Raw genomic sequence first — 22,231 nt, forward strand, 5'->3', positions numbered from 1 at the left:
ATATGAATGACGAAATATCATGCTAGTTGCCTTGGATAAGTCCAAGACGTACCTTTGCTATATTATCATTTATATATAGCAATTTCAAGTTTTTTCACATTACAATTTATCGATTTGGGTAAATTCCAGCTCAACCGGCGTTTCACGGCCAAACATATTAACGAAAACTTTGACCTTGCTTTTATCATAATCAATCTCTTCAATTGATCCTGTAAAGTTAGCAAAAGGTCCGTCTATTACTTTCACTGTCTCTTTCAGTTCAAAGTCAATATCAGTTTTGCGTTCATCCATGCCCATTCTCTTCAGAATGGTTTCTGCTTCGCCCGGAAGAAGCGGCGTCGGTTTTGAACCTGATCCGGCGGATCCTACGAATCCCGTAACGCCCGGTGTGTTGCGGACAACATACCAAGAGTCGTCTGTCATTACAATTTCAACAAGCACATAACCAGGGAATACTTTCTTTTTCACAACTTTTTTCTTGCCGTTTTTGATATCCGTTTCTTCTTCTTCGGGTACGACTACACGGAAAATTTTATCCTGCATCCCCATTGATTCAACACGTTTTTCCAAGTTGGCTTTTACTTTATTCTCATAACCAGAGTACGTGTGAACAACATACCAATTCTTTTCCATTCTATTCAGGACTGTCCAGTCCTTCCCTCCCCGCATTTGGTTTTAATGAATTACCATAACGCTTCAAAAAATAGGCGGCAAGCCTATGATAACTATCATTTTAAGCCACAATAAAAAACCCGCTGAACGGGTTTTGGCAAGTAATATTATGATCTATTATAGCACGTATTGCTGATCATTATTCAACTATTAAACGAATTAATTGAGAAATTCCTGTGTCAAGGAGGGCAAAAAAGATAACAAAAAAGATAACTGTTGAAATTACCGTAATGGTATAACGCGTTAACTCTTTTCCTTTAGGCCAGCTTACCTTTTTCATTTCTTTCCCAACATCTTTAAAGAATTTCATAATACGCATGTAAAAGACCTCCACAATTTAAAAGCGCAAAAACTATTTTGTTTCAAGATGAGCTGTATGTGAATTGCAAGTACTGCAGTATTTCTTTACTTCTAATCGCTCAGCCGCTGATGCAGAGCTCTTCATTGTCGTATAATTACGGTTTCCGCATGTCTTGCATGCTAACGTAATCTTTTTTCTCATGTCATTACACCTTTTTCTAAATAGACATTAGTTCTTATCTTTAGTAACATATCATAGTCAGAAAAATACTGTCAATATAGCATAAATTCCTATTACAAACTGATTTCGCGAATTTCCAAGTACTTCTCCAGCTTGCGTTTCACACGCTGAAGGGCATTGTCGATCGATTTCACATGTCGGTTCAGTTCATCAGAAATCTCTTGGTAACTTCTCCCGTCGAGATATAAGACGAGTACTTTTCTCTCTAAATCACTTAATAGTTCTCCCATTTTCATTTCAATATCATCAAATTCTTCCTGATTAATGATCATTTCCTCAGGATTTAAGGTTTTCGCTCCTGAAATGACATCCAGCAGCGTTCGGTCTGATTCTTCATCAAAAATCGGTTTATCTAATGAGACGTAGGAATTCAAAGGAATGTGTTTCTGGCGAGTAGCTGTCTTTATTGCGGTAATAATTTGGCGGGTAATACATAATTCTGCGAAAGCTTTGAATGAGGTAAGCTTGTCCTCTTTGAAGTCACGAATAGACTTATAGAGGCCTATCATGCCTTCCTGAACAATATCCTCTCTGTCCGCCCCTATTAAGAAATAGGATCTTGCTTTTGCCCGAACAAAGTTTCGGTACTTCGTAATCAAGTAATCTAACGCATCACTGTCCCCAACATGAACCTTTTCAATGACCTGCTCGTCCTCCAACTGGCAAAACTGCTCTTTGTTGAATTTTCCCTTGTTGTTCTGTAGATTCACTCCGATCCCCCCGGCGCACGTAGATAGAAATATTATACAGTATTGGGCAAAAAAGCGTCAACTTAATCTAAGTCTCCCCGCCTCCACTTTTCAAACGTTTTCAAAACCTCTTCCGATAAAGCAATTTTACCCGCCGGCTTTTCGGAAGTGATTTTTCTTACCCGTCTCTCTATTCGCCTTTCAATCGTTTCTACCTCTCTCAAAAGCTCCCGGGCCGATTTCCGCAATGCCCCCTGTCCGAAAATCGCCCACTGCTCAGTATAGTCAGAGGTCGCAACGTGAATTTGAGTCGCAATATTATTCAAAGCCTGAGCGAGCTTTTCTATCCGCTCATCAGCCGTCTCATTTTCTTTTGTAAAAATTACTTCAACTCGATGGTTGGTCTGTTTTTTCTCAAGCCCTTTTACGAGATGCGCGTCAAAAACAACAATAACCCTGTTTCCTGTATACGATTGATATTCCGCCATTTTCTGAATCAGTACGTCTCTCGCCTCTTCAAAACTGTTCGCTTTTAAATCCTTCAGCTGCGGCCAGGCTCCAATCATGTTGTACCCGTCTACTAACAGGATATCCATGGGTCTTTATTCTCCCAGAGGGTTTCGTTTCCGGTAGACTTCATACATCAAAAGACCAGCCGCGACAGATGCATTTAGTGAAGTTACCTTTCCGGCCATCGGGAGTTTAATGAGAAAATCGCACTTTTCCTTCACAAGGCGGCCCATCCCTTTTCCTTCACTTCCGATGACTAGAGCCAAAGGCATATTGCCGTCCATATTGCGGTAATCCTCACGCGCGGACGCATCCGTTCCGACAACCCAGATTCCCCGCTCTTTCATCTCTTCTAACGTCCGTGCCAAATTGGTGACTCTTGCTACAGGAATGTGCTCAATTGCTCCTGTTGAAGCTTTTGCTACTGTTGTTGTCAGCCCGACAGCTCTCCGTTTTGGAATAACGATGCCATGAGCGCCGACCGCATCTGCTGTCCTCATAATGGAACCCAGATTATGAGGGTCTTCAAGCTCGTCCAGAATGAGGAAGAAAGGCTGTTCATTTTTTTCTTCAGCTGCTTTATATAAATCGTCCAGTTCTGCATATTCATACGCTGCAACCTGTGCCACTACGCCCTGATGCTGTCCTGTCACCATTTGATCGAGTTTTTTTCTCGGGACGTATTGAATCGTGATTCCCTGCTTTTTGGCAAGCTCAATCACTTGCTGTGCTTGTCCCTTTACGGTGTTTTCCGCCATCCACAGCTTATACAGCTTCCGATCAGATTTTAACGTCTCGATCACTGCATTTTTCCCTATGACGTAATCATGTTGCTGACTCATTTGTTTTCCTCCCTGACGTCCCGAATTGTATAGCTTCGGCTACGAGCTGACTAAGTCGTTCCTCTTTTTTCTCTAGAAAAAGGTAGCCCAGAAGCGCTTCAAATGCTGTACTGTAGCGGTACGTCTGAACATCTGTATTTTTAGGTGTTGTCCCTGACTTGGCATTTCTGCCTCTTTTCAGCACCGCTTCCTCTTCTTCCGTAAAAAATGATTGATTCTGCAGAAAAAATAGGATCTCAGCCTGTGACTTTGCTGAAACAATCCGGCTTGATTTCTTATGAAGATCATTTGGTTTGGTAAAGCCCTGCTTAAGCAGGTGATGCCTGACATACACTTCAAAAATGGCATCACCTATATAAGCAAGCGCAAGACCGTTAAGCTGCTTAGAATCTTTTATCGTATCAAATTCAAGCATCTGTTATTCTCCCCGTTTCCAGCGAGTGCCTTGAGCCGTATCTTCAAGAATGATATTCATGCTTTTCAGCTGGTCGCGGATCTGGTCTGACAATGCAAAATCGCGATTCCGGCGCGCTTCATTTCGCTTTTCGATTAAGTCTTCAATCTCTTGATCGAGAAGTTCCTGCTCACCCAACGAAAAACCGAGGACAGAAACAATGCGGTCAAACATCTCAATAAACGCCGTAATCACATGATCAGCCGTATGATCTTTCTGAAGATAATAATTGGCGTGTTTCGCTAAGTCAAACAAGACTGAAATGGCATTCGCCGTATTAAAATCATCGTCCATCGCTTCTTCGAATGCTTTGCGGTGTTCTTCAACTTTTTCAATCCATTGATCGTCATCTTCGGTTAAATTCGTACTGCTGTTCAGACGGTGCTGAAGATTGCTGTACGCTGTTTTTAAGCGGTTGAACGCGCTTTTCGTATTCTCCAGAAGCTCTTCTGAATAGTTAATCGGATGGCGATAATGAACAGATAGCATAAAGAATCTTAAAAGCTGCGGATCATGCTGTTTAATGATGTCATGGACAAGCACAAAGTTGCCTAGTGATTTTGACATTTTTTCATTATCAATATTGATATAACCATTATGAAGCCAGTACTTCGCAAACGTTTTGCCTGTCAGCGCCTCAGATTGCGCAATTTCGTTTTCATGGTGAGGGAATGTTAAATCCTGTCCGCCCGCATGGATATCAATCTGGTCACCGAGATACTTTTTCACCATTGCTGAGCATTCAATGTGCCAGCCCGGACGTCCTTTCCCCCAAGGGCTATCCCAAGAGATTTCTCCTTCTTTTGCCGCTTTCCACAGTGCGAAATCAAGAGCATCTTCTTTTTTCTCGCCGACTCGGATGCGTGCACCTGATCTAAGTTCATCAATTGATTGCTGAGAAAGCTTTCCGTACCCTTCAAATGCTCTGGTTTTGAAATATACGTCACCTTCTGATTCATATGCGTAGCCCTTTTTCACGAGCTGATCTACGAATTCGATAATGGCATCCATGTTCTCCATTACTCGCGGATGAAGGTCGGCTTTTCGGCAGCCGAGCGCACCTACGTCTTCAAAGTATGCTTTAATAAAACGCTCTGAAATGGTGGGTACATCCTCACCGAGTTCATTTGCCGCTTTAATTAATTTATCGTCTACGTCTGTGAAGTTAGAGACATACTGCACATCATAGCCTTTATACTCTAAATAGTTTCGAACCGTATCGTAAACGATTGCCGGACGCGCGTTCCCGATATGAATGTAATTGTAAACCGTGGGTCCGCATACATACATTTTCACTTTTCCCTCTTCAAGAGGAACGAATGTTTCCTTCTGTCTAGTCAATGTATTATAAAGTGTGATTGTCATTTTTGATTGATCCTTTCTTTTCTGTCTTCAAGTTCTGCCTTCAGCTCTAAAATCTGCTGTTCCAAAGACTTAAAGCGGTCAGCAACCGGATCGGGCAAATCCTGGTGGTTTAAATCGCGTCTTACTTTCTTGCCATTTTGTACAACGACCCGTCCAGGGATACCGACAACTGTTGAAAAATCAGGAACATCATGCAGCACTACTGAACCAGCGCCAATCTTTGAGCCTTCTCCGACCGTAATAGAACCGAGCACTTTAGCACCTGTGGCTATCAATGCGTCATCTTTAATCGTTGGGTGCCTTTTTCCCTTTTCTTTCCCCGTTCCCCCGAGGGTAACCCCCTGAAAAACGGTTACGTTATTGCCGATTTCACATGTCTCCCCAATGACAACCCCCATGCCGTGGTCTATGAAAAATCTTCTCCCGATTGTAGCGCCGGGGTGGATTTCTATCCCGGTAAAAAATCGGCTTACTTGAGATATAAGGCGTGCAAGGAAATAAAATTTTCGTTTATATAAAGCATGTGCAATCCGATGCGCCCATATAGCATGTAAACCGGAATAAGTTAAAATCACTTCAAAATAGCTTCTTGCTGCGGGATCTTGATCGAACACAGTATCAATGTCTTCTTTGAGCATTCTAAAAAACACATGCTTCCCCCCGTTTCTCTATCTGATTTCCTCTACCCAATAAAAAAAGCGTCTCTGCATGTAAACATGACAGAGACGCTTTAACCGCGCGGTTCCACTCTGTTTGAAAAGCAGACTTCTGCTCTCCCAACTTCAGCCTGTAACGGCGGCGGCCGCCTTTGAATACTGATTTCAAAAAACGTTCTTCAAAGGTCTTAAGGGCGCACTTCTAAAACCCGGCTCATGGATCTCTCTCAGCCAATGGAGATCCTTTCTGTAATGGCCTAAAGCTTTATACTCTTCCCTGTCAACAATCATTTATTTAGATATTTTTCAAACGCTGAATTGCAGTCTCTTTACCGATCAATTCAATTGATTGCGGCAGTTCCGGACCGTGAGTTTGCCCTGTTACAGCAACACGAATCGGCATAAACAGTTTTTTTCCTTTATGGCCAGTTTCTTTCTGCACTGCTTTGATCGATGCTTTGATGTTATCCGGAGTGAACTCCTCAAGCTCTTCAAGCTTCGCTGCGAATGTGCTGAGCACTTCAGGAACCTGTTCTTCTTCCAGAACAGCTTTCGCTTCTTGATTATACTCGATCTCATCCGTAAAGAACAAATCAGTCAGCTCAACAATTTCCGCACCGTAGCTTAATTGCTCATGATACAGGGAAATCAGTTTACGAACCCATTCTTGTTCTTCAGCAGAAAGCTCAGTGCCAACTTTGCCGGCTTTTTGCAAATGCGGAAGCGTCAATTCAACAACCTGATCAAGATCCAGCTTCTTCACATATTGGTTGTTAACCCATTTTAGCTTATGCATATCAAACAAAGCTGGTGATTTAGATAAACGATTTACATCAAAAATTTCAATAAACTGTTCTTTTGTGAAAAGCTCTTCTTCTCCAACAGGTGACCAGCCTAACAGGCCGATAAAGTTGAACAGTGCTTCTGGCAGGTAGCCAAGCTCTTTGTACTGCTCGATGAATTGAATAATGGATTCATCACGTTTGCTGAGCTTTTTACGGCTTTCGTTTACGATCAGCGTCATGTGTCCGAACTGAGGAATATCCCATCCGAATGCTTGATAAATCATAATCTGTTTCGGTGTGTTAGAAATATGATCCTCACCACGCAGCACGTGTGTCATTTTCATTAAGTAGTCATCAATCGCTACCGCGAAGTTGTAAGTCGGCGTTCCGTCCTTTTTCACAATAACAAAGTCGCCGATGCCATCTGATTCAAAAGAAATTTCACCTTTTACGATATCATTGAAGGCGATGATTTTCCCTTCCGGCACTCGGAAACGAATACTCGGTTTTCTGCCTTCAGCGATAAATTTCTCCTGTTCTTCCTGAGTCAGGTCTCTGTGTTTTCCGGAATAACGAGGCATTTCTCCGCGGGCAATCTGTTCTTCACGCTCTTTTTCAAGCTCTTCTTCCGTACAGTAACATTTATAAGCAAGCCCTTTTTCAAGAAGCTCTTCATAGTACACTTTATAGATATCGTTACGCTCTGACTGACGGTATGGGCCGTACTCTCCTCCGACATCCACACTCTCATCCCAGTCAATACCTAGCCACTTCAGATAATTCAGCTGGCTTTGTTCTCCGCCCTCAATATTGCGCTTTTTATCAGTATCCTCAACTCGAATGATAAACTTACCGCCTTGATTGCGGGCAAATAAATAATTAAAAAGCGCCGTTCTGGCATTTCCAATATGCAAATGTCCGGTTGGACTCGGTGCATAACGGACGCGTACTTCGTTTCCCATTTTCAAATACTTCCTTTCATGTCATGTATGGCCTCAGGCAAAAATGTATGAATCTATTCTACCACCAAATAGACCCGGCATCAAAACAAGTTAGCCTTTTTGTATCAGTACTGTCGCCTGAGCCGCTATTCCTTCCGCCCGGCCTGTAAATCCAAGCTTTTCTGTCGTTGTTGCTTTTACATTTACTTGAGAAACATCTGCCTCAAGGCCTTCAGCAATTCTTTTTCTCATATCTTCTATGTACGGCAGCATCTTCGGCTTTTGCGCTATGATGGTGCAATCAATGTTCCCAAGGACATACCCCTTCTGTTTCACGATTCCCCAGACATGCTGAAGTAATTTGAAAGAATCTGCGTCCTTGAACTCGGGATCTGTGTCAGGAAAATGCTTGCCGATGTCTCCTTCACCCACAGCTCCCAGGCAGGCGTCAGCGACGGTATGCAGCAATACGTCTGCATCAGAATGGCCAAGCAGCCCTTTTTCGTACGGGATTTCAATTCCGCCAATAATGAGAGGACGGCCCTCCACTAATTGATGCACATCAAATCCTTGTCCAATTCTAAACATGTTTATTCCCACTTTCTGATTCCATGATAGCTTCAGCTGACGTCAAATCGTCTGGCGTCGTCAGCTTAATATTTGTATAGCTGCCTTCTACAACACGGACCGAACCGCCCTCCATCTGTTCAACGAGGCTGGCGTCATCCGTCCCTAAAAATCCCTTGCGCTCGGCCTCAGCGTGAGCCTTCATCAATAAAGAAAGACGAAAAGCTTGTGGCGTTTGGACAGCCCACAAGCTTGAACGTTCAATCGTCTCACTGACTTGTAAATCTTGAACGCGTTTAATCGTATCTTTTACCGGAACAGCAAGGATGGCCGCTCCTGTCTGTTCCGCCTCTGCGATCAGTTCGTCAATTTGTTCATGTTTTATAAATGGGCGGGCACCGTCATGTACAAGGACAATCTTTTCCTGCTTTACGGCTTTCAGCCCCTTATACACACTGTGCTGACGCTCTTCTCCGCCTGCAACAAGCTCAATCGAAGTTTGAAACGGGTAATCGGACAGCAATTGCTGAAAGTGCTCCCGCTCCTGCTCGTTAATCACCAAAATGATTTTATCGCACTGCCGGTGGCTGTCAAACACTCTTAACGTGTGTATGATCACCGGGTCTCCTTTCAGCTCAATGAACAGTTTATTTCTCCCTGCCTTCATCCGCTTTCCCTGTCCGGCTGCAGGAATCACCACTTCATAACTCATTGTTTCTTCTCCCTTTACAGCGCCTTCTCCAACAGCTTAGGCTTCGCAAAAATCATTCGTCCCGCTGCTGTCTGCAGCACACTTGTGACGAGTACATCAATATGCTTGCCGATATAATTCCGTCCTTCTTCAACGACAATCATCGTACCGTCATCCAAGTAGGCAACTCCCTGATTATGCTCTTTCCCGTCCTTAATGACCTGAACATTCATTTCCTCGCCAGGAAGCACAACAGGCTTGACCGCATTGGCAAGGTCATTAATGTTTAATACTGCTACCTTCTGAAGCTCGCACACTTTATTTAAATTAAAATCATTCGTCACGACGACCCCGGATGTCAGCTTAGCAAGTTTGACGAGCTTGCTGTCAACCTCCTGAATATCTTCAAAGTCGCCTTCGTAAATTTCAACTTCAATGTCTAATTCTTTCTGAATGCGGTTCAGGATATCAAGACCGCGGCGTCCTCTGTTTCGTTTTAAAACATCTGAAGAGTCTGCAATATGCTGCAATTCCTCAAGAACAAACTGCGGAATCACGATAACTCCCTCTAAAAAACCAGTCTGACAAATATCTGCTATTCTCCCATCAATAATAACACTAGTGTCCAAAATTTTCAGCTTCTTGTCTTGAACCTCATGTTCTTCATCAGCTGTTCCTTTTTTCTTTTGCATTCTGGCGGAAATGGAAAACAGGCTGATCAATTCATCCTTTTTCTTAAAGCCCACCTGGAAGCCGAGATAACCGAGGAAGAAAGCCAAAAATACAGGAATTATTGTGCTGAATATGCGGTAAGGTATATTGTCTAAAGGAATAACATTTACGATAAGATAAGCAATTATAAGTCCAAAAACTAAGCCAAGACTTCCAAATAACAAATCTGGAACCGGCGCTTTTAACAATGAATCCTCTATCCACTTCACCCAGTTCACAACGTATTCTGTACCCCATATACTGATGAGAAAAAAGATAATTGCTCCTATTGCCGCAGACGTATATGCGTTTGTTATTAAAGGTATGTCCTGTATATTTAACAGTACAAACAATTCAGGTATCAAAAATATACCAACAACGCCGCCAAAAATAATGAAGAACGCCTGAACTATTCGTTTTAACATACCCCCACCTCCTTTTTTAACATTTTAATTTCACAAAGTCTTATGCATCCTACGAATATCAGAATAAACAAAAACCAACATTAATATACCCGTATTCATAAGGTTTTAACCGAAATCACAGTTGTCTGTCTAAATAATGCTTCTCTTGCAGGCGTTTTAATCCTTTTTTGATTTTTTGGGCTCGTACTTCACCGATTCCCTCTACTTCATCTAATTCTTCTGCACTCGCCTCAATAATCCTTGGCAGGACTCCAAATGCTTCTACAACATTTTCAACAATCGGCATCGGAAGACGCGGTATCTTATTTAACAGCCTGTATCCTCTCGGCAATACATAATCATCAAGATTAGTAGAAGCAGGGTAACCGAGAAGCTTATACACAATGGAATCATCCAGCAGATCATAACTGGACATATCCTGCAGCTCCTTCAAGAGAACAAACGGATCTTTAATCTTTTCTTTTACATAGTCCTTAATAAATAAAGCGGCCTCTTCTTCCATATCCGTAATCAATTCAATGACTTGCAGTTTGATCAGATGTCCTTCTGTCCCCAGCTCTTTGATATACATATTAATTTCGTTTTTGATTCTCAGTACCATTTCATAACGATGCATGACAGACAAGACATCACTGAAGGTAACAAGTTCCTCAAACTCTAACGCGTTCAGTGCATTAATCGTTTTATCGAGGATTGTCTTATATTTTTCAAGTGTTTGAATGGCTTGGTTCGCCTTGGTTAAAATAAATCCTATGTCTTTTAGTGTATACTTCATGTTTTCCTGATATAACGTTATGACATTTCTTCTTTCAGAAATTGCGATCACAAGACAGCCAGTTTGCTTAGCTACTCTTTCGGCAGTTCTGTGCCGCATTCCTGTTTCTGATGAAGAAATTGTGGCATCCGGCATCAGCTGAGTATTCGCGTAGAGGATTTTTTGACCCGAATCACTTAAAATGATCGCTCCATCCATTTTAGCCAGCTCATATAAATGCGCCGGAGAAAAAGCCGTATTTATGTGAAAGCCGCCGTCCACCACTTCTTTTACTTTATCATTATATCCAACAACAATCAGACCGCCTGTATTTGCTCTCAAGACGTTTTCCATCCCCGCTCTGAGCGGTGTACCTGGAGCAACAAACTGCAATATAGATGACAGGTCTAACTCGTGTTTCGCCCCTTTTTTCTCTTTTTCCATCTATTATCCTCCTAATGAAGTACGAAGCGCTTCTGCAACATTTGCTACTCCGATAACCTCAATCCCTTTTGGTTTTGTCCATCCATCCAGATTTGCCGCGGGTATGATCATGCGTTTAAAACCAAGCTTTGCCGCTTCTTTCACACGCTGTTCAATTCTTGAAACCCGCCGGACTTCTCCGGTTAATCCCACTTCTCCAATAAAACAATCTGCAGGATTTGGAGGTGTGTCTCTAAAGCTTGATGCGATACTAATCACAATGGCAAGATCAATTGCCGGTTCATCAAGCTTAACGCCGCCAGCCACTTTCAAATAAGCATCCTGATTTTGCAGCAGCAGCCCTACTCTTTTTTCTAACACAGCCATTAACAGAGAAACCCTGTTATGGTCTATTCCCGTTGCCATACGCCTTGGGTTGCCAAAGCTTGTTGGCGAGATAAGCGCCTGAATTTCAACAAGAATCGGTCTAGTGCCCTCCATAGAGGCAGTGATACTCGAGCCTGCGGAACCAGCAGAGCGTTCTTCTAAGAAAATTTCTGAAGGATTCAAAACCTCAGTGAGCCCCTCTTCCCGCATTTCAAAAATGCCCATTTCGTTTGTAGATCCGAAACGGTTTTTTACAGCCCGCAAAATACGGAAAGTATGGTGGCGTTCTCCCTCAAAATATAAAACAGTGTCAACCATATGCTCCAACAGTCTCGGACCTGCAATAGACCCTTCTTTCGTCACGTGCCCTACGATAAAAATCGGAATACCTTTTGTTTTTGCAATTTTCATCAGCTCAGCGGTACATTCTCTGACTTGTGACACACTGCCTGGAGCCGATGTAATATCGCTTTGGTAAACCGTCTGAATAGAGTCAACAACGACAAACGCTGGATTCATCTCTTGTATAGCAGACGAAATATACTCCATATCGGTTTCAGATAAAACATGCAGTGACGGATTATTAATGCCGAGCCGGTCTGCTCGCAGCTTCGTTTGCTTTACAGATTCTTCTCCCGAAATATACAGCACACTGTTTGATGAGCCTGATAATTGAGCGGAAACCTGCAGTAATAGCGTTGACTTTCCGATACCAGGATCACCGCCGATTAAAACGAGGGAGCCTTTAACGACACCTCCGCCGAGTACTCTGTTAAACTCGCCAAGCTGTGTTTTGACGCGGGGTTCTTCTGATGTTTCGATTGATGTAATAGGTGAAGGTTTCTGTACAGTTTGAACAGAATGAGAAAAAGCCGCTCTCCGATTGGCCGGTGCTTTTTTAATCATTTCTTCCACCATTGTATTCCAAGCACCGCAGCCCGGACATTTCCCCATCCATTTTGGAGACTCGTAGCCGCAGGATTGGCAGATGAATTTCGATTTTGTTTTAGCCATATATAGTGTAAGACCTCTCCCTTGTTCTATTTCTTGATATGAAAGTGAGGCATACACTTACATGCTGTATGCCTCATTTCCGTCTTCTATATTAATTCGTTTTAGCAGTCGTTTTTACGACAAATTCGCCATCTTCTACATCAAGAACAATATGCTGTCCTTTATGAATATTTCCTCTGAGGAGTTCTTCAGATAAACGATCCTCGACATGTTTTTGGATCGCTCTTCTTAACGGACGGGCACCGTATTCCAGGTCAACGCCCTCTTCCGCGACTTTCGCTTTTGCAGCATCTGTCAATTCGATAGAAAGATCTTGTTCTTTCAGGCGTTTCGTTAATTGATCAGACATTAATGACACAATTTCAGTAAGATGTTTTTTCTCAAGTGAATGGAAGACAATGATTTCATCAATACGGTTGATGAACTCAGGTCTGAACGCTCGTTTCAATTCACCCATCACTTTATCTTTCATGTCTTTATGATTTTGAGTTTCATCCTGAACGTTAAAGCCGACATATTTATTGCGTTTCAGCTCACTTGCTCCGACGTTTGATGTCATGATCAGAATGGTATTGCGGAAATCGACTGTGCGTCCTTTAGAATCAGTCAATCGTCCGTCTTCAAGAACTTGCAGAAGGATATTGAAGACATCAGGGTGCGCTTTCTCGATCTCATCAAGAAGCACGACAGAGTAAGGTTTTCTTCTGACTTTCTCTGTCAATTGACCGCCTTCATCATATCCCACATATCCCGGAGGTGAACCAACAAGTCTTGAAGTTGAGTGTTTTTCCATGTATTCAGACATATCAATTCTGATCATGGATTCTTCATCGCCAAAAATGGATTCAGCGAGTGCTCGTGCAAGCTCTGTTTTACCTACACCTGTAGGGCCTAAGAAAATGAATGAGCCGATTGGGCGTTTAGGATCTTTCAACCCTGCTCTCGCACGTCTGACGGCTTTTGCAACAGCTACAACTGCCTCATCCTGGCCGATGACGCGGGAATGAAGAATGTTTTCCATATTGAGAAGCTTATCAGTTTCAGTTTGGGCGATTTTAGATACAGGCACACCGGTCCAGCTGGATACAACCATCGCAATATCATCCACAGTAACCTCTGAGTTTTCCTGCCCTTGCTTCTCTTTCCATGATTTCTTCGTATCCTCTACTTGCTCGCGCAGGCGTTGTTCAGTATCACGCAAGGAAGCAGCTTTTTCAAACTCTTGGCTTTGCACTGCCGCATCCTTCTCTTTACGAACCTCATCAAGCTTCTGCTCAAGCTCTTTTAAGTTAGGAGGCGTTGTAAATGAGCGCAGTCTCACCTTTGAACCTGCTTCATCGATCAAGTCAATTGCTTTATCCGGAAGGAAGCGGTCAGAAATATATCTGTCAGAAAGCTTAACCGCAGCTTCAATGGCATCATCAGTGATAGAAACGCGGTGGTGGGCTTCGTATCTGTCACGCAGACCTTGTAAAATTTGAATACTTTCATCTACAGATGGCTGATCAACCTGAATCGGCTGAAAACGGCGTTCCAGTGCTGCATCTTTTTCAATATATTTACGGTACTCATCAAGAGTCGTTGCACCAATACATTGGAGTTCGCCGCGAGCAAGTGATGGTTTTAAAATATTAGATGCATCAATAGCACCTTCTGCTCCGCCTGCCCCGATTAGTGTATGGAGCTCATCGATGAATAGAATGATATTTCCTGCCTGGCGAATTTCATCCATGACCTTCTTCAGGCGATCCTCAAATTCTCCACGGTATTTTGTGCCGGCAACAACTGTTCCCATGTCTAATGTCATCACACGTTTATCACGCAAAATTTCGGGTACTTCATTATTGATAATTTGCTGTGCCAAACCTTCTGCGATAGCCGTTTTACCTACACCTGGTTCCCCTATGAGAACAGGGTTGTTTTTCGTTCTGCGGCTTAACACTTCAATGACACGCTGGATCTCCTTGCTTCTGCCGATTACAGGGTCAAGACTGTCTTCCTTCGCAATAGCAGTTAAGTCTCTTGCCAAGCTGTCAAGCGTAGGCGTATTCGCATTGCTGTTTGTTCCTGCCGCTGATGATCCTGTTTCATTACTTCCTAGAAGCTGGAGCACCTGCTGTCTTGCTTTATTTAAGCTGACACCGAGATTATTCAGAACTCTCGCAGCAACACCTTCTCCTTCACGAATCAGACCAAGAAGAATATGTTCTGTTCCAACATAAGAATGACCGAGTTTTCTTGCTTCATCCATTGAAAGCTCAATGACTTTTTTAGCTCTAGGAGTATAATGAATCGTTTGAGACATTTCCTGCCCGCGCCCGATCAAACTTTCTACTTCTTTCTGAATTTTATCTGAACCGAGTCCAAGCGCTTGAAGAGCTTTAGCAGCAATGCCCTCTCCTTCTCTTACCAGTCCTAATAAAATATGCTCAGTGCCAATGTTATTATGACCTAACCGAAGTGCTTCTTCCTGTGCTAGCGCCAGTACTTTTTGAGCTCGTTCTGTAAATCTTCCAAACATCATATCGATTCATCCTCCTGTCTTTTCCCATTCATTTCTAAGTGAAGCCGTTCTCTGATGAGAGCCGCTCTTCGAATGTCCCTTTCGTTCGGACGCAAAGCGCCTCCCGAGTATTGCTGTAAAAACCCTGGCTGCGTCAAAATCATAAGTTCGTTAAGTATGTTGCTTGAAAGTCCTTTTATAATGCCTAGGTCTATGCCTAACCGAACATCTGAAAGGCACTTTGCAGTTTCTTTCGATTCTATCATCCGGCAATTAGACAAGACCCCATAAGACCGATATACCCGATCCTCAAGTTCGATTTTAGAAGTTTGATAAATCGCTTCTCGGGCAGATCGTTCTTGTTCAATCAACTGAGCAGCAACACTGTTAAGATCCTCTACAATATCCTGCTCTGACTTACCAAGCGTGATCTGATTTGAAATTTGAAAGATATTCCCTACTGCTTCGCTGCCTTCCCCATAAATTCCTCTAACAACTAAGCCTAATTGATTAATTGCCGGTATAATTCGATTTATTTGCCTAGTTAAAACCAGTGCCGGCAGATGCATCATGACCGAAGCCCTTAAACCTGTACCTACGTTTGTAGGACAGCTGGTTAAGTATCCTCTTTGCTCATTGAATGCATAATCAACTTTTTCTTCAATCCAGTCGTCGACCTGGTTTGCGGCTTTCATTGCTTCTAAAAGCTGAAATCCAGGGAAAAGACACTGAATTCTAATATGGTCCTCTTCATTTAGCATGACGCTTACTTCCTCATTTTCAGAAAGCAAACAGCCGCCAAAAGGAGACTCTGTCAGATTCGGGCTGATTAGATGTTTTTCAACAAGTACACGCTTCTCTAAAGGCTGTGCATCATTCATTCTAATCAAAACAAATTTGCCGATTCCGGGAATTTCTTGCTCTGAAAACTGATCTTCAAATTGCTGTATGATGGATGAGGCTTCTTCATTGGAATACCGCGTAGGGAACCGAATATGCTCAAAGTTCCTTGCTAAACGTATGCGGCTGCTGAGTACAATGTCACTTTCAGGTCCTTTCTGCTTCATCCAACTGCTTAGTGCGTCCTGAATAAAATGCTTTAGCGACATTACTCCTGTTCCTCCTCACTATCTGTACTTTTGAGTGATTGTTCTAATGAACGAATTTGATCTCTTACATGAGCTGCATTTTCAAATTCTTCTTGATGGATTAAGGATTCTAATTCCTTTTTTAGCATATCAATCTGCCGTCTGACATGAAGATTGCCGCCTATTCGTTTCGGTATCTTACCTGCATGCACAGTGTTTCCGCTGTGCACTTTACGTAGGATTGGTGTAATGTTGCTATGAAATGTTTTGTAACATTCAGAACATCCAAAACGGCCAATTTTTCTGAATTGCTGAAAAGTCATTCCGCATTTCGGACAAGCAGATATTTGCTCCGAGTGACTGAACATTTGAGTTCCTGCATTTTGAAATGAAGAATCCATGTTCAGTAAACCCGAAAGTAAATTATGAATAGAGAAACCCTGATTTGCACTTATACCATATGAATCACTATTTTCTTTGGCACATTGTTCACAAATATGAACTTCTATTTTTTCTCCGTTAACAACCTTTGTAAAGTGAAAAGTGGCTGGTCTCTCGTGGCACTCTTGACAAATCAATCTTTTCACCCGCTTATTTTAATTTTAAAGAAGTCAGCATTGCCTTCATCATTCTCGCTCTTAATTCATCACGTTCAGGCAAGTCAATGTGTAAAACTGAGCGGTCCATTACGCTGACCATCATTTTTGCTTCTCTTTCTGAAATTACCTTGTCTTCTAATAGCCTTAAAATAATGTCATCAGAGGCTGCTTGAGACAAATGGGTATTAATTTGAGAAATAATATTATTGATCAGGACAACTTCATTGTTCATTTTAATTTTAATGATTCTGATGTAACCGCCGCCCCCGCGTTTGCTCTCAACAATATATCCTCTTTCGCTTGTAAATCTGGTGTTGATGACATAATTTATTTGGGAAGGAACGCATTGAAATTTATCTGCAATTTCACTTCGTTTAATCTCTAAAATTTCCTTGCCATTTTGATCTAACACTCGTTTTAAATATTGTTCAATGATGTCAGAAATATTATGTCCCACTCAACCCCCTCCTTTACTGACTTTGACTATATTTGACTTTAATCTTACTATAAGCCGTTTCTCGAGAATTTTCAACTTTCTCGCTCTATCCTTTATTATTTCCATTTTCCCGGTCCACAAAACCTGATTGCTGATTTAAAATTCGGTATAAAGTTATTATATTATACAGTTAAGTGGAATTTTATGATACCAATAAACCAAAATACAAAAAACCCAGCTCAATGAGCTGGGTTTAAGCTTGCTTGGCGGCGTCCTACTCTCACAGGGGGAAACCCCCGACTACCATCGGCGCTGAAGAGCTTAACTTCCGTGTTCGGTATGGGAACGGGTGTGACCTCTTCGCTATCGCCACCAAACAAATTGAGAGTGTTCTCTCAAAACTAGATAACAGGTGTGACATCATTCAAAAATATGGTTAAGTCCTCGATCGATTAGTATCTGTCAGCTCCATGTGTCGCCACACTTCCACCTCAGACCTATCAACCTGATCATCTTTCAGGGATCTTACTTCCTTGCGGAATGGGAAATCTCATCTTGAGGGGGGCTTCATGCTTAGATGCTTTCAGCACTTATCCCGTCCGCACATAGCTACCCAGCGATGCCCTTGGCAGAACAACTGGTACACCAGCGGTGCGTCCATCCCGGTCCTCTCGTACTAAGGACAGCTCCTCTCAAATTTCCTGCGCCCGCGACGGATAGGGACCGAACTGTCTCACGACGTTCTGAACCCAGCTCGCGTACCGCTTTAATGGGCGAACAGCCCAACCCTTGGGACCGACTACAGCCCCAGGATGCGATGAGCCGACATCGAGGTGCCAAACCTCCCCGTCGATGTGGACTCTTGGGGGAGATAAGCCTGTTATCCCCGGGGTAGCTTTTATCCGTTGAGCGATGGCCCTTCCATGCGGAACCACCGGATCACTAAGCCCGACTTTCGTCCCTGCTCGACTTGTAGGTCTCGCAGTCAAGCTCCCTTGTGCCTTTACACTCTGCGAATGATTTCCAACCATTCTGAGGGAACCTTTGGGCGCCTCCGTTACCTTTTAGGAGGCGACCGCCCCAGTCAAACTGCCCACCTGACACTGTCTCCCCGCCCGATAAGGGCGGCGGGTTAGAAGGTCAATACAGCCAGGGTAGTATCCCACCGATGCCTCCACCGAAGCTGGCGCTCCGGTTTCCAAGGCTCCTACCTATCCTGTACAAGCTGTACCAACATTCAATATCAGGCTGCAGTAAAGCTCCACGGGGTCTTTCCGTCCTGTCGCGGGTAACCTGCATCTTCACAGGTACTATAATTTCACCGAGTCTCTCGTTGAGACAGTGCCCAGATCGTTGCGCCTTTCGTGCGGGTCGGAACTTACCCGACAAGGAATTTCGCTACCTTAGGACCGTTATAGTTACGGCCGCCGTTTACTGGGGCTTCAATTCGCACCTTCGCTTACGCTAAGCGCTCCTCTTAACCTTCCAGCACCGGGCAGGCGTCAGCCCCTATACTTCGCCTTACGGCTTCGCAGAGACCTGTGTTTTTGCTAAACAGTCGCCTGGGCCTATTCACTGCGGCTCTCTCGGGCTTGCACCCTAACAGAGCACCCCTTCTCCCGAAGTTACGGGGTCATTTTGCCGAGTTCCTTAACGAGAGTTCTCTCGATCACCTTAGGATTCTCTCCTCGCCTACCTGTGTCGGTTTGCGGTACGGGCACCTCTCACCTCGCTAGAGGCTTTTCTTGGCAGTGTGGAATCAGGAACTTCGCTACTATATTTCGCTCGCCATCACAGCTCAGCCTTATGGGAAACGGATTTGCCTATTTCCCAGCCTAACTGCTTGGACGCGGATATCCAATACCGCGCTTACCCTATCCTCCTGCGTCCCCCCATTGCTCAAATGGTGAGGAGGTGGTACAGGAATATCAACCTGTTGTCCATCGCCTACGCCTTTCGGCCTCGGCTTAGGTCCCGACTAACCCTGAGCGGACGAGCCTTCCTCAGGAAACCTTAGGCATTCGGTGGAGGGGATTCTCACCCCTCTTTCGCTACTCATACCGGCATTCTCACTTCTAAGCGCTCCACCAGTCCTTCCGGTCTGGCTTCACAGCCCTTAGAACGCTCTCCTACCACTGTTCGAAGAACAGTCCGCAGCTTCGGTGATACGTTTAGCCCCGGTACATTTTCGGCGCAGAGTCACTCGACCAGTGAGCTATTACGCACTCTTTAAATGGTGGCTGCTTCTAAGCCAACATCCTGGTTGTCTAAGCAACTCCACATCCTTTTCCACTTAACGTATACTTTGGGACCTTAGCTGGCGGTCTGGGCTGTTTCCCTTTCGACTACGGATCTTATCACTCGCAGTCTGACTCCCAAGGATAAGTCATTGGCATTCGGAGTTTGACTGAATTCGGTAACCCGGTAGGGGCCCCTAGTCCAATCAGTGCTCTACCTCCAAGACTCTTACCTTGAGGCTAGCCCTAAAGCTATTTCGGAGAGAACCAGCTATCTCCAGGTTCGATTGGCATTTCACCCCTACCCACACCTCATCCCCGCACTTTTCAACGTGCGTGGGTTCGGGCCTCCATTCAGTGTTACCTGAACTTCACCCTGGACATGGGTAGATCACCTGGTTTCGGGTCTACGACCACGTACTCATGCGCCCTATTCAGACTCGCTTTCGCTGCGGCTCCGCATCTTCTGCTTAACCTTGCACGGGATCGTAACTCGCCGGTTCATTCTACAAAAGGCACGCCATCACCCGTTAACGGGCTCTGACTACTTGTAGGCACACGGTTTCAGGATCTCTTTCACTCCCCTTCCGGGGTGCTTTTCACCTTTCCCTCACGGTACTGGTTCACTATCGGTCACTAGGGAGTATTTAGCCTTGGGAGATGGTCCTCCCGGATTCCGACGGAATTTCACGTGTTCCGCCGTACTCAGGATCCACTCAGGAGAGAACGAAGTTTTGACTACAGGGCTGTTACCTCCTATGGCGGGCCTTTCCAGACCTCTTCATCTACCTCGTTCTTTTGTAACTCCGTACAGAGTGTCCTACAACCCCAAGAGGCAAGCCTCTTGGTTTGGGCTGATCCCGTTTCGCTCGCCGCTACTCAGGGAATCGCATTTGCTTTCTCTTCCTCCGGGTACTTAGATGTTTCAGTTCCCCGGGTCTGCCTTCTCATATCCTATGAATTCAGATATGGATACCACTCCATTACGAGTGGTGGGTTTCCCCATTCGGAAATCTCCGGATCAAAGCTTGCTTACAGCTCCCCGAAGCATATCGGTGTTCGTCCCGTCCTTCATCGGCTCCTAGTGCCAAGGCATCCACCGTGCGCCCTTTCTAACTTAACCGTTAAAAAGAATCACTATGTGATATCTTGTGTTACTAATTGAATGTGATGTCTACTGTTATCTAGTTTTCAAAGAACACGTTTCGAAGGAATGATCCTTCAAAACTAAACAAGACAGGGAACGTTCTGTTTATAAGACCCAAGGTCTTATATTCCGTATAATATCCTTAGAAAGGAGGTGATCCAGCCGCACCTTCCGATACGGCTACCTTGTTACGACTTCACCCCAATCATCTGTCCCACCTTCGGCGGCTGGCTCCTAAAAGGTTACCTCACCGACTTCGGGTGTTACAAACTCTCGTGGTGTGACGGGCGGTGTGTACAAGGCCCGGGAACGTATTCACCGCGGCATGCTGATCCGCGATTACTAGCGATTCCAGCTTCACGCAGTCGAGTTGCAGACTGCGATCCGAACTGAGAACAGATTTGTGGGATTGGCTTAACCTCGCGGTTTCGCTGCCCTTTGTTCTGTCCATTGTAGCACGTGTGTAGCCCAGGTCATAAGGGGCATGATGATTTGACGTCATCCCCACCTTCCTCCGGTTTGTCACCGGCAGTCACCTTAGAGTGCCCAACTGAATGCTGGCAACTAAGATCAAGGGTTGCGCTCGTTGCGGGACTTAACCCAACATCTCACGACACGAGCTGACGACAACCATGCACCACCTGTCACTCTGCCCCCGAAGGGGACGTCCTATCTCTAGGATTGTCAGAGGATGTCAAGACCTGGTAAGGTTCTTCGCGTTGCTTCGAATTAAACCACATGCTCCACCGCTTGTGCGGGCCCCCGTCAATTCCTTTGAGTTTCAGTCTTGCGACCGTACTCCCCAGGCGGAGTGCTTAATGCGTTAGCTGCAGCACTAAGGGGCGGAAACCCCCTAACACTTAGCACTCATCGTTTACGGCGTGGACTACCAGGGTATCTAATCCTGTTCGCTCCCCACGCTTTCGCTCCTCAGCGTCAGTTACAGACCAGAGAGTCGCCTTCGCCACTGGTGTTCCTCCACATCTCTACGCATTTCACCGCTACACGTGGAATTCCACTCTCCTCTTCTGCACTCAAGTTCCCCAGTTTCCAATGACCCTCCCCGGTTGAGCCGGGGGCTTTCACATCAGACTTAAGAAACCGCCTGCGAGCCCTTTACGCCCAATAATTCCGGACAACGCTTGCCACCTACGTATTACCGCGGCTGCTGGCACGTAGTTAGCCGTGGCTTTCTGGTTAGGTACCGTCAAGGTACCGCCCTATTCGAACGGTACTTGTTCTTCCCTAACAACAGAGCTTTACGATCCGAAAACCTTCATCACTCACGCGGCGTTGCTCCGTCAGACTTTCGTCCATTGCGGAAGATTCCCTACTGCTGCCTCCCGTAGGAGTCTGGGCCGTGTCTCAGTCCCAGTGTGGCCGATCACCCTCTCAGGTCGGCTACGCATCGTTGCCTTGGTGAGCCATTACCTCACCAACTAGCTAATGCGCCGCGGGTCCATCTGTAAGTGGTAGCCGAAGCCACCTTTTATGTTTGAACCATGCGGTTCAAACAACCATCCGGTATTAGCCCCGGTTTCCCGGAGTTATCCCAGTCTTACAGGCAGGTTACCCACGTGTTACTCACCCGTCCGCCGCTAACATCAGGGAGCAAGCTCCCATCTGTCCGCTCGACTTGCATGTATTAGGCACGCCGCCAGCGTTCGTCCTGAGCCAGGATCAAACTCTCCGATAAAGTAGTTTGACTGACTACGCACATCGCTGTGCGATTTTTAAAAACTGAATTAACAGGTACGTTTTGTCTTGTTTAGTTTTCAAAGATCATTTTTTGTC

19 protein-coding genes, 3 rRNA genes and 1 other annotated feature are annotated in these 22,231 nt (G+C 44.6%); all 22 genes read right to left on the bottom strand.

What is annotated here, in order from left to right; all coding sequences use genetic code 11:
* Positions 1-99 precede the first annotated feature (99 nt).
* Positions 100-633 (bottom strand): transcription termination/antitermination protein NusG, encoded by a 534-nt coding sequence (nusG, locus tag ACQVGT_RS20085; RefSeq protein ID WP_003225764.1) that lies wholly within the window; start codon positions 631-633, stop codon positions 100-102.
* 178 nt (positions 634-811) lie between these two features.
* Complete coding sequence (secE, locus tag ACQVGT_RS20090) at positions 812-991, bottom strand: preprotein translocase subunit SecE (protein ID WP_004399676.1); 180 nt, start codon at positions 989-991, stop codon at positions 812-814.
* A 33-nt stretch (positions 992-1,024) separates the two neighbouring features.
* Positions 1,025-1,174, bottom strand: a complete 150-nt coding sequence (gene rpmG / locus ACQVGT_RS20095; protein WP_003156421.1) for a 50S ribosomal protein L33 — start codon at positions 1,172-1,174, stop codon at positions 1,025-1,027.
* Between the two features lie 92 nt (positions 1,175-1,266).
* On the bottom strand, positions 1,267-1,923 hold the full coding sequence (sigH, locus tag ACQVGT_RS20100; protein WP_003225758.1) for an RNA polymerase sporulation sigma factor SigH: 657 nt from the start codon (positions 1,921-1,923) through the stop codon (positions 1,267-1,269).
* Positions 1,924-1,985: 62 nt separating this feature from the next.
* Positions 1,986-2,498 carry a ribosome-dependent mRNA decay endonuclease Rae1/YacP gene (rae1, locus tag ACQVGT_RS20105; RefSeq protein WP_003235032.1) on the bottom strand — a complete coding sequence of 171 codons (513 nt, stop codon included), beginning with the start codon at positions 2,496-2,498 and terminating at the stop codon, positions 1,986-1,988.
* Between the two features lie 6 nt (positions 2,499-2,504).
* Positions 2,505-3,254 carry a 23S rRNA (guanosine(2251)-2'-O)-methyltransferase RlmB gene (gene rlmB / locus ACQVGT_RS20110; protein ID WP_014475598.1) on the bottom strand — a complete coding sequence of 250 codons (750 nt, stop codon included), beginning with the start codon at positions 3,252-3,254 and terminating at the stop codon, positions 2,505-2,507.
* Entirely contained in the window at positions 3,238-3,669 is a 432-nt protein-coding gene (locus ACQVGT_RS20115; RefSeq protein ID WP_004399685.1) for a mini-ribonuclease 3, read from the bottom strand. Before ACQVGT_RS20115 ends, rlmB begins: the two co-directional genes overlap by 17 nt.
* Before the next feature lie 3 nt (positions 3,670-3,672).
* Positions 3,673-5,073: a cysteine--tRNA ligase gene (cysS, locus tag ACQVGT_RS20120; protein WP_015482703.1), complete on the bottom strand. Its 1,401-nt coding sequence runs from the start codon at positions 5,071-5,073 to the stop codon at positions 3,673-3,675.
* Positions 5,070-5,723 carry a serine O-acetyltransferase gene (gene cysE / locus ACQVGT_RS20125; protein WP_003225749.1) on the bottom strand — a complete coding sequence of 218 codons (654 nt, stop codon included), beginning with the start codon at positions 5,721-5,723 and terminating at the stop codon, positions 5,070-5,072. Before cysE ends, cysS begins: the two co-directional genes overlap by 4 nt.
* A 68-nt stretch (positions 5,724-5,791) precedes the next feature.
* Positions 5,792-6,022: a binding site (T-box leader), on the bottom strand.
* Positions 6,023-6,024: 2 nt separating this feature from the next.
* On the bottom strand, positions 6,025-7,476 hold the full coding sequence (gene gltX / locus ACQVGT_RS20130) for a glutamate--tRNA ligase (RefSeq protein ID WP_014478617.1): 1,452 nt from the start codon (positions 7,474-7,476) through the stop codon (positions 6,025-6,027).
* Between the two features lie 90 nt (positions 7,477-7,566).
* Positions 7,567-8,043 (bottom strand): 2-C-methyl-D-erythritol 2,4-cyclodiphosphate synthase, encoded by a 477-nt coding sequence (gene ispF / locus ACQVGT_RS20135; RefSeq protein WP_003225745.1) that lies wholly within the window; start codon positions 8,041-8,043, stop codon positions 7,567-7,569.
* On the bottom strand, positions 8,036-8,734 hold the full coding sequence (gene ispD / locus ACQVGT_RS20140; RefSeq protein WP_015382584.1) for a 2-C-methyl-D-erythritol 4-phosphate cytidylyltransferase: 699 nt from the start codon (positions 8,732-8,734) through the stop codon (positions 8,036-8,038). Before ispD ends, ispF begins: the two co-directional genes overlap by 8 nt.
* 14 nt (positions 8,735-8,748) lie before the next feature.
* Entirely contained in the window at positions 8,749-9,849 is a 1,101-nt protein-coding gene (locus ACQVGT_RS20145; RefSeq protein ID WP_003235014.1) for a PIN/TRAM domain-containing protein, read from the bottom strand.
* Between the two features lie 115 nt (positions 9,850-9,964).
* Positions 9,965-11,047 (bottom strand): DNA integrity scanning diadenylate cyclase DisA, encoded by a 1,083-nt coding sequence (gene disA / locus ACQVGT_RS20150; protein WP_003225736.1) that lies wholly within the window; start codon positions 11,045-11,047, stop codon positions 9,965-9,967.
* Between the two features lie 3 nt (positions 11,048-11,050).
* Entirely contained in the window at positions 11,051-12,427 is a 1,377-nt protein-coding gene (gene radA / locus ACQVGT_RS20155; RefSeq protein WP_014475593.1) for a DNA repair protein RadA, read from the bottom strand.
* Positions 12,428-12,518: 91 nt separating this feature from the next.
* Positions 12,519-14,951, bottom strand: a complete 2,433-nt coding sequence (gene clpC, locus ACQVGT_RS20160; RefSeq protein WP_014475592.1) for an ATP-dependent protease ATP-binding subunit ClpC — start codon at positions 14,949-14,951, stop codon at positions 12,519-12,521.
* On the bottom strand, positions 14,948-16,039 hold the full coding sequence (gene mcsB, locus ACQVGT_RS20165) for a protein-arginine kinase McsB (protein WP_003235007.1): 1,092 nt from the start codon (positions 16,037-16,039) through the stop codon (positions 14,948-14,950). The genes clpC and mcsB overlap by 4 nt, the downstream gene beginning before the upstream one ends.
* Positions 16,039-16,596 carry a protein-arginine kinase activator protein McsA gene (gene mcsA / locus ACQVGT_RS20170; protein ID WP_015252993.1) on the bottom strand — a complete coding sequence of 186 codons (558 nt, stop codon included), beginning with the start codon at positions 16,594-16,596 and terminating at the stop codon, positions 16,039-16,041. Before mcsA ends, mcsB begins: the two co-directional genes overlap by 1 nt.
* Before the next feature lie 13 nt (positions 16,597-16,609).
* Positions 16,610-17,074 carry a transcriptional regulator CtsR gene (gene ctsR, locus ACQVGT_RS20175; RefSeq protein ID WP_003225724.1) on the bottom strand — a complete coding sequence of 155 codons (465 nt, stop codon included), beginning with the start codon at positions 17,072-17,074 and terminating at the stop codon, positions 16,610-16,612.
* Between the two features lie 240 nt (positions 17,075-17,314).
* Positions 17,315-17,430 (bottom strand): 5S ribosomal RNA (gene rrf, locus ACQVGT_RS20180).
* A 55-nt stretch (positions 17,431-17,485) separates the two neighbouring features.
* Positions 17,486-20,413: ribosomal RNA gene (locus tag ACQVGT_RS20185) — 23S ribosomal RNA — on the bottom strand.
* A 170-nt stretch (positions 20,414-20,583) separates the two neighbouring features.
* Positions 20,584-22,133 (bottom strand): 16S ribosomal RNA (locus tag ACQVGT_RS20190).
* Together the 16S, 23S and 5S rRNA genes form the textbook arrangement of a ribosomal RNA operon.
* Positions 22,134-22,231 lie beyond the last annotated feature (98 nt).

The sequence above is a fragment of the Bacillus sp. SCT118 genome, assembly GCF_058566435.1.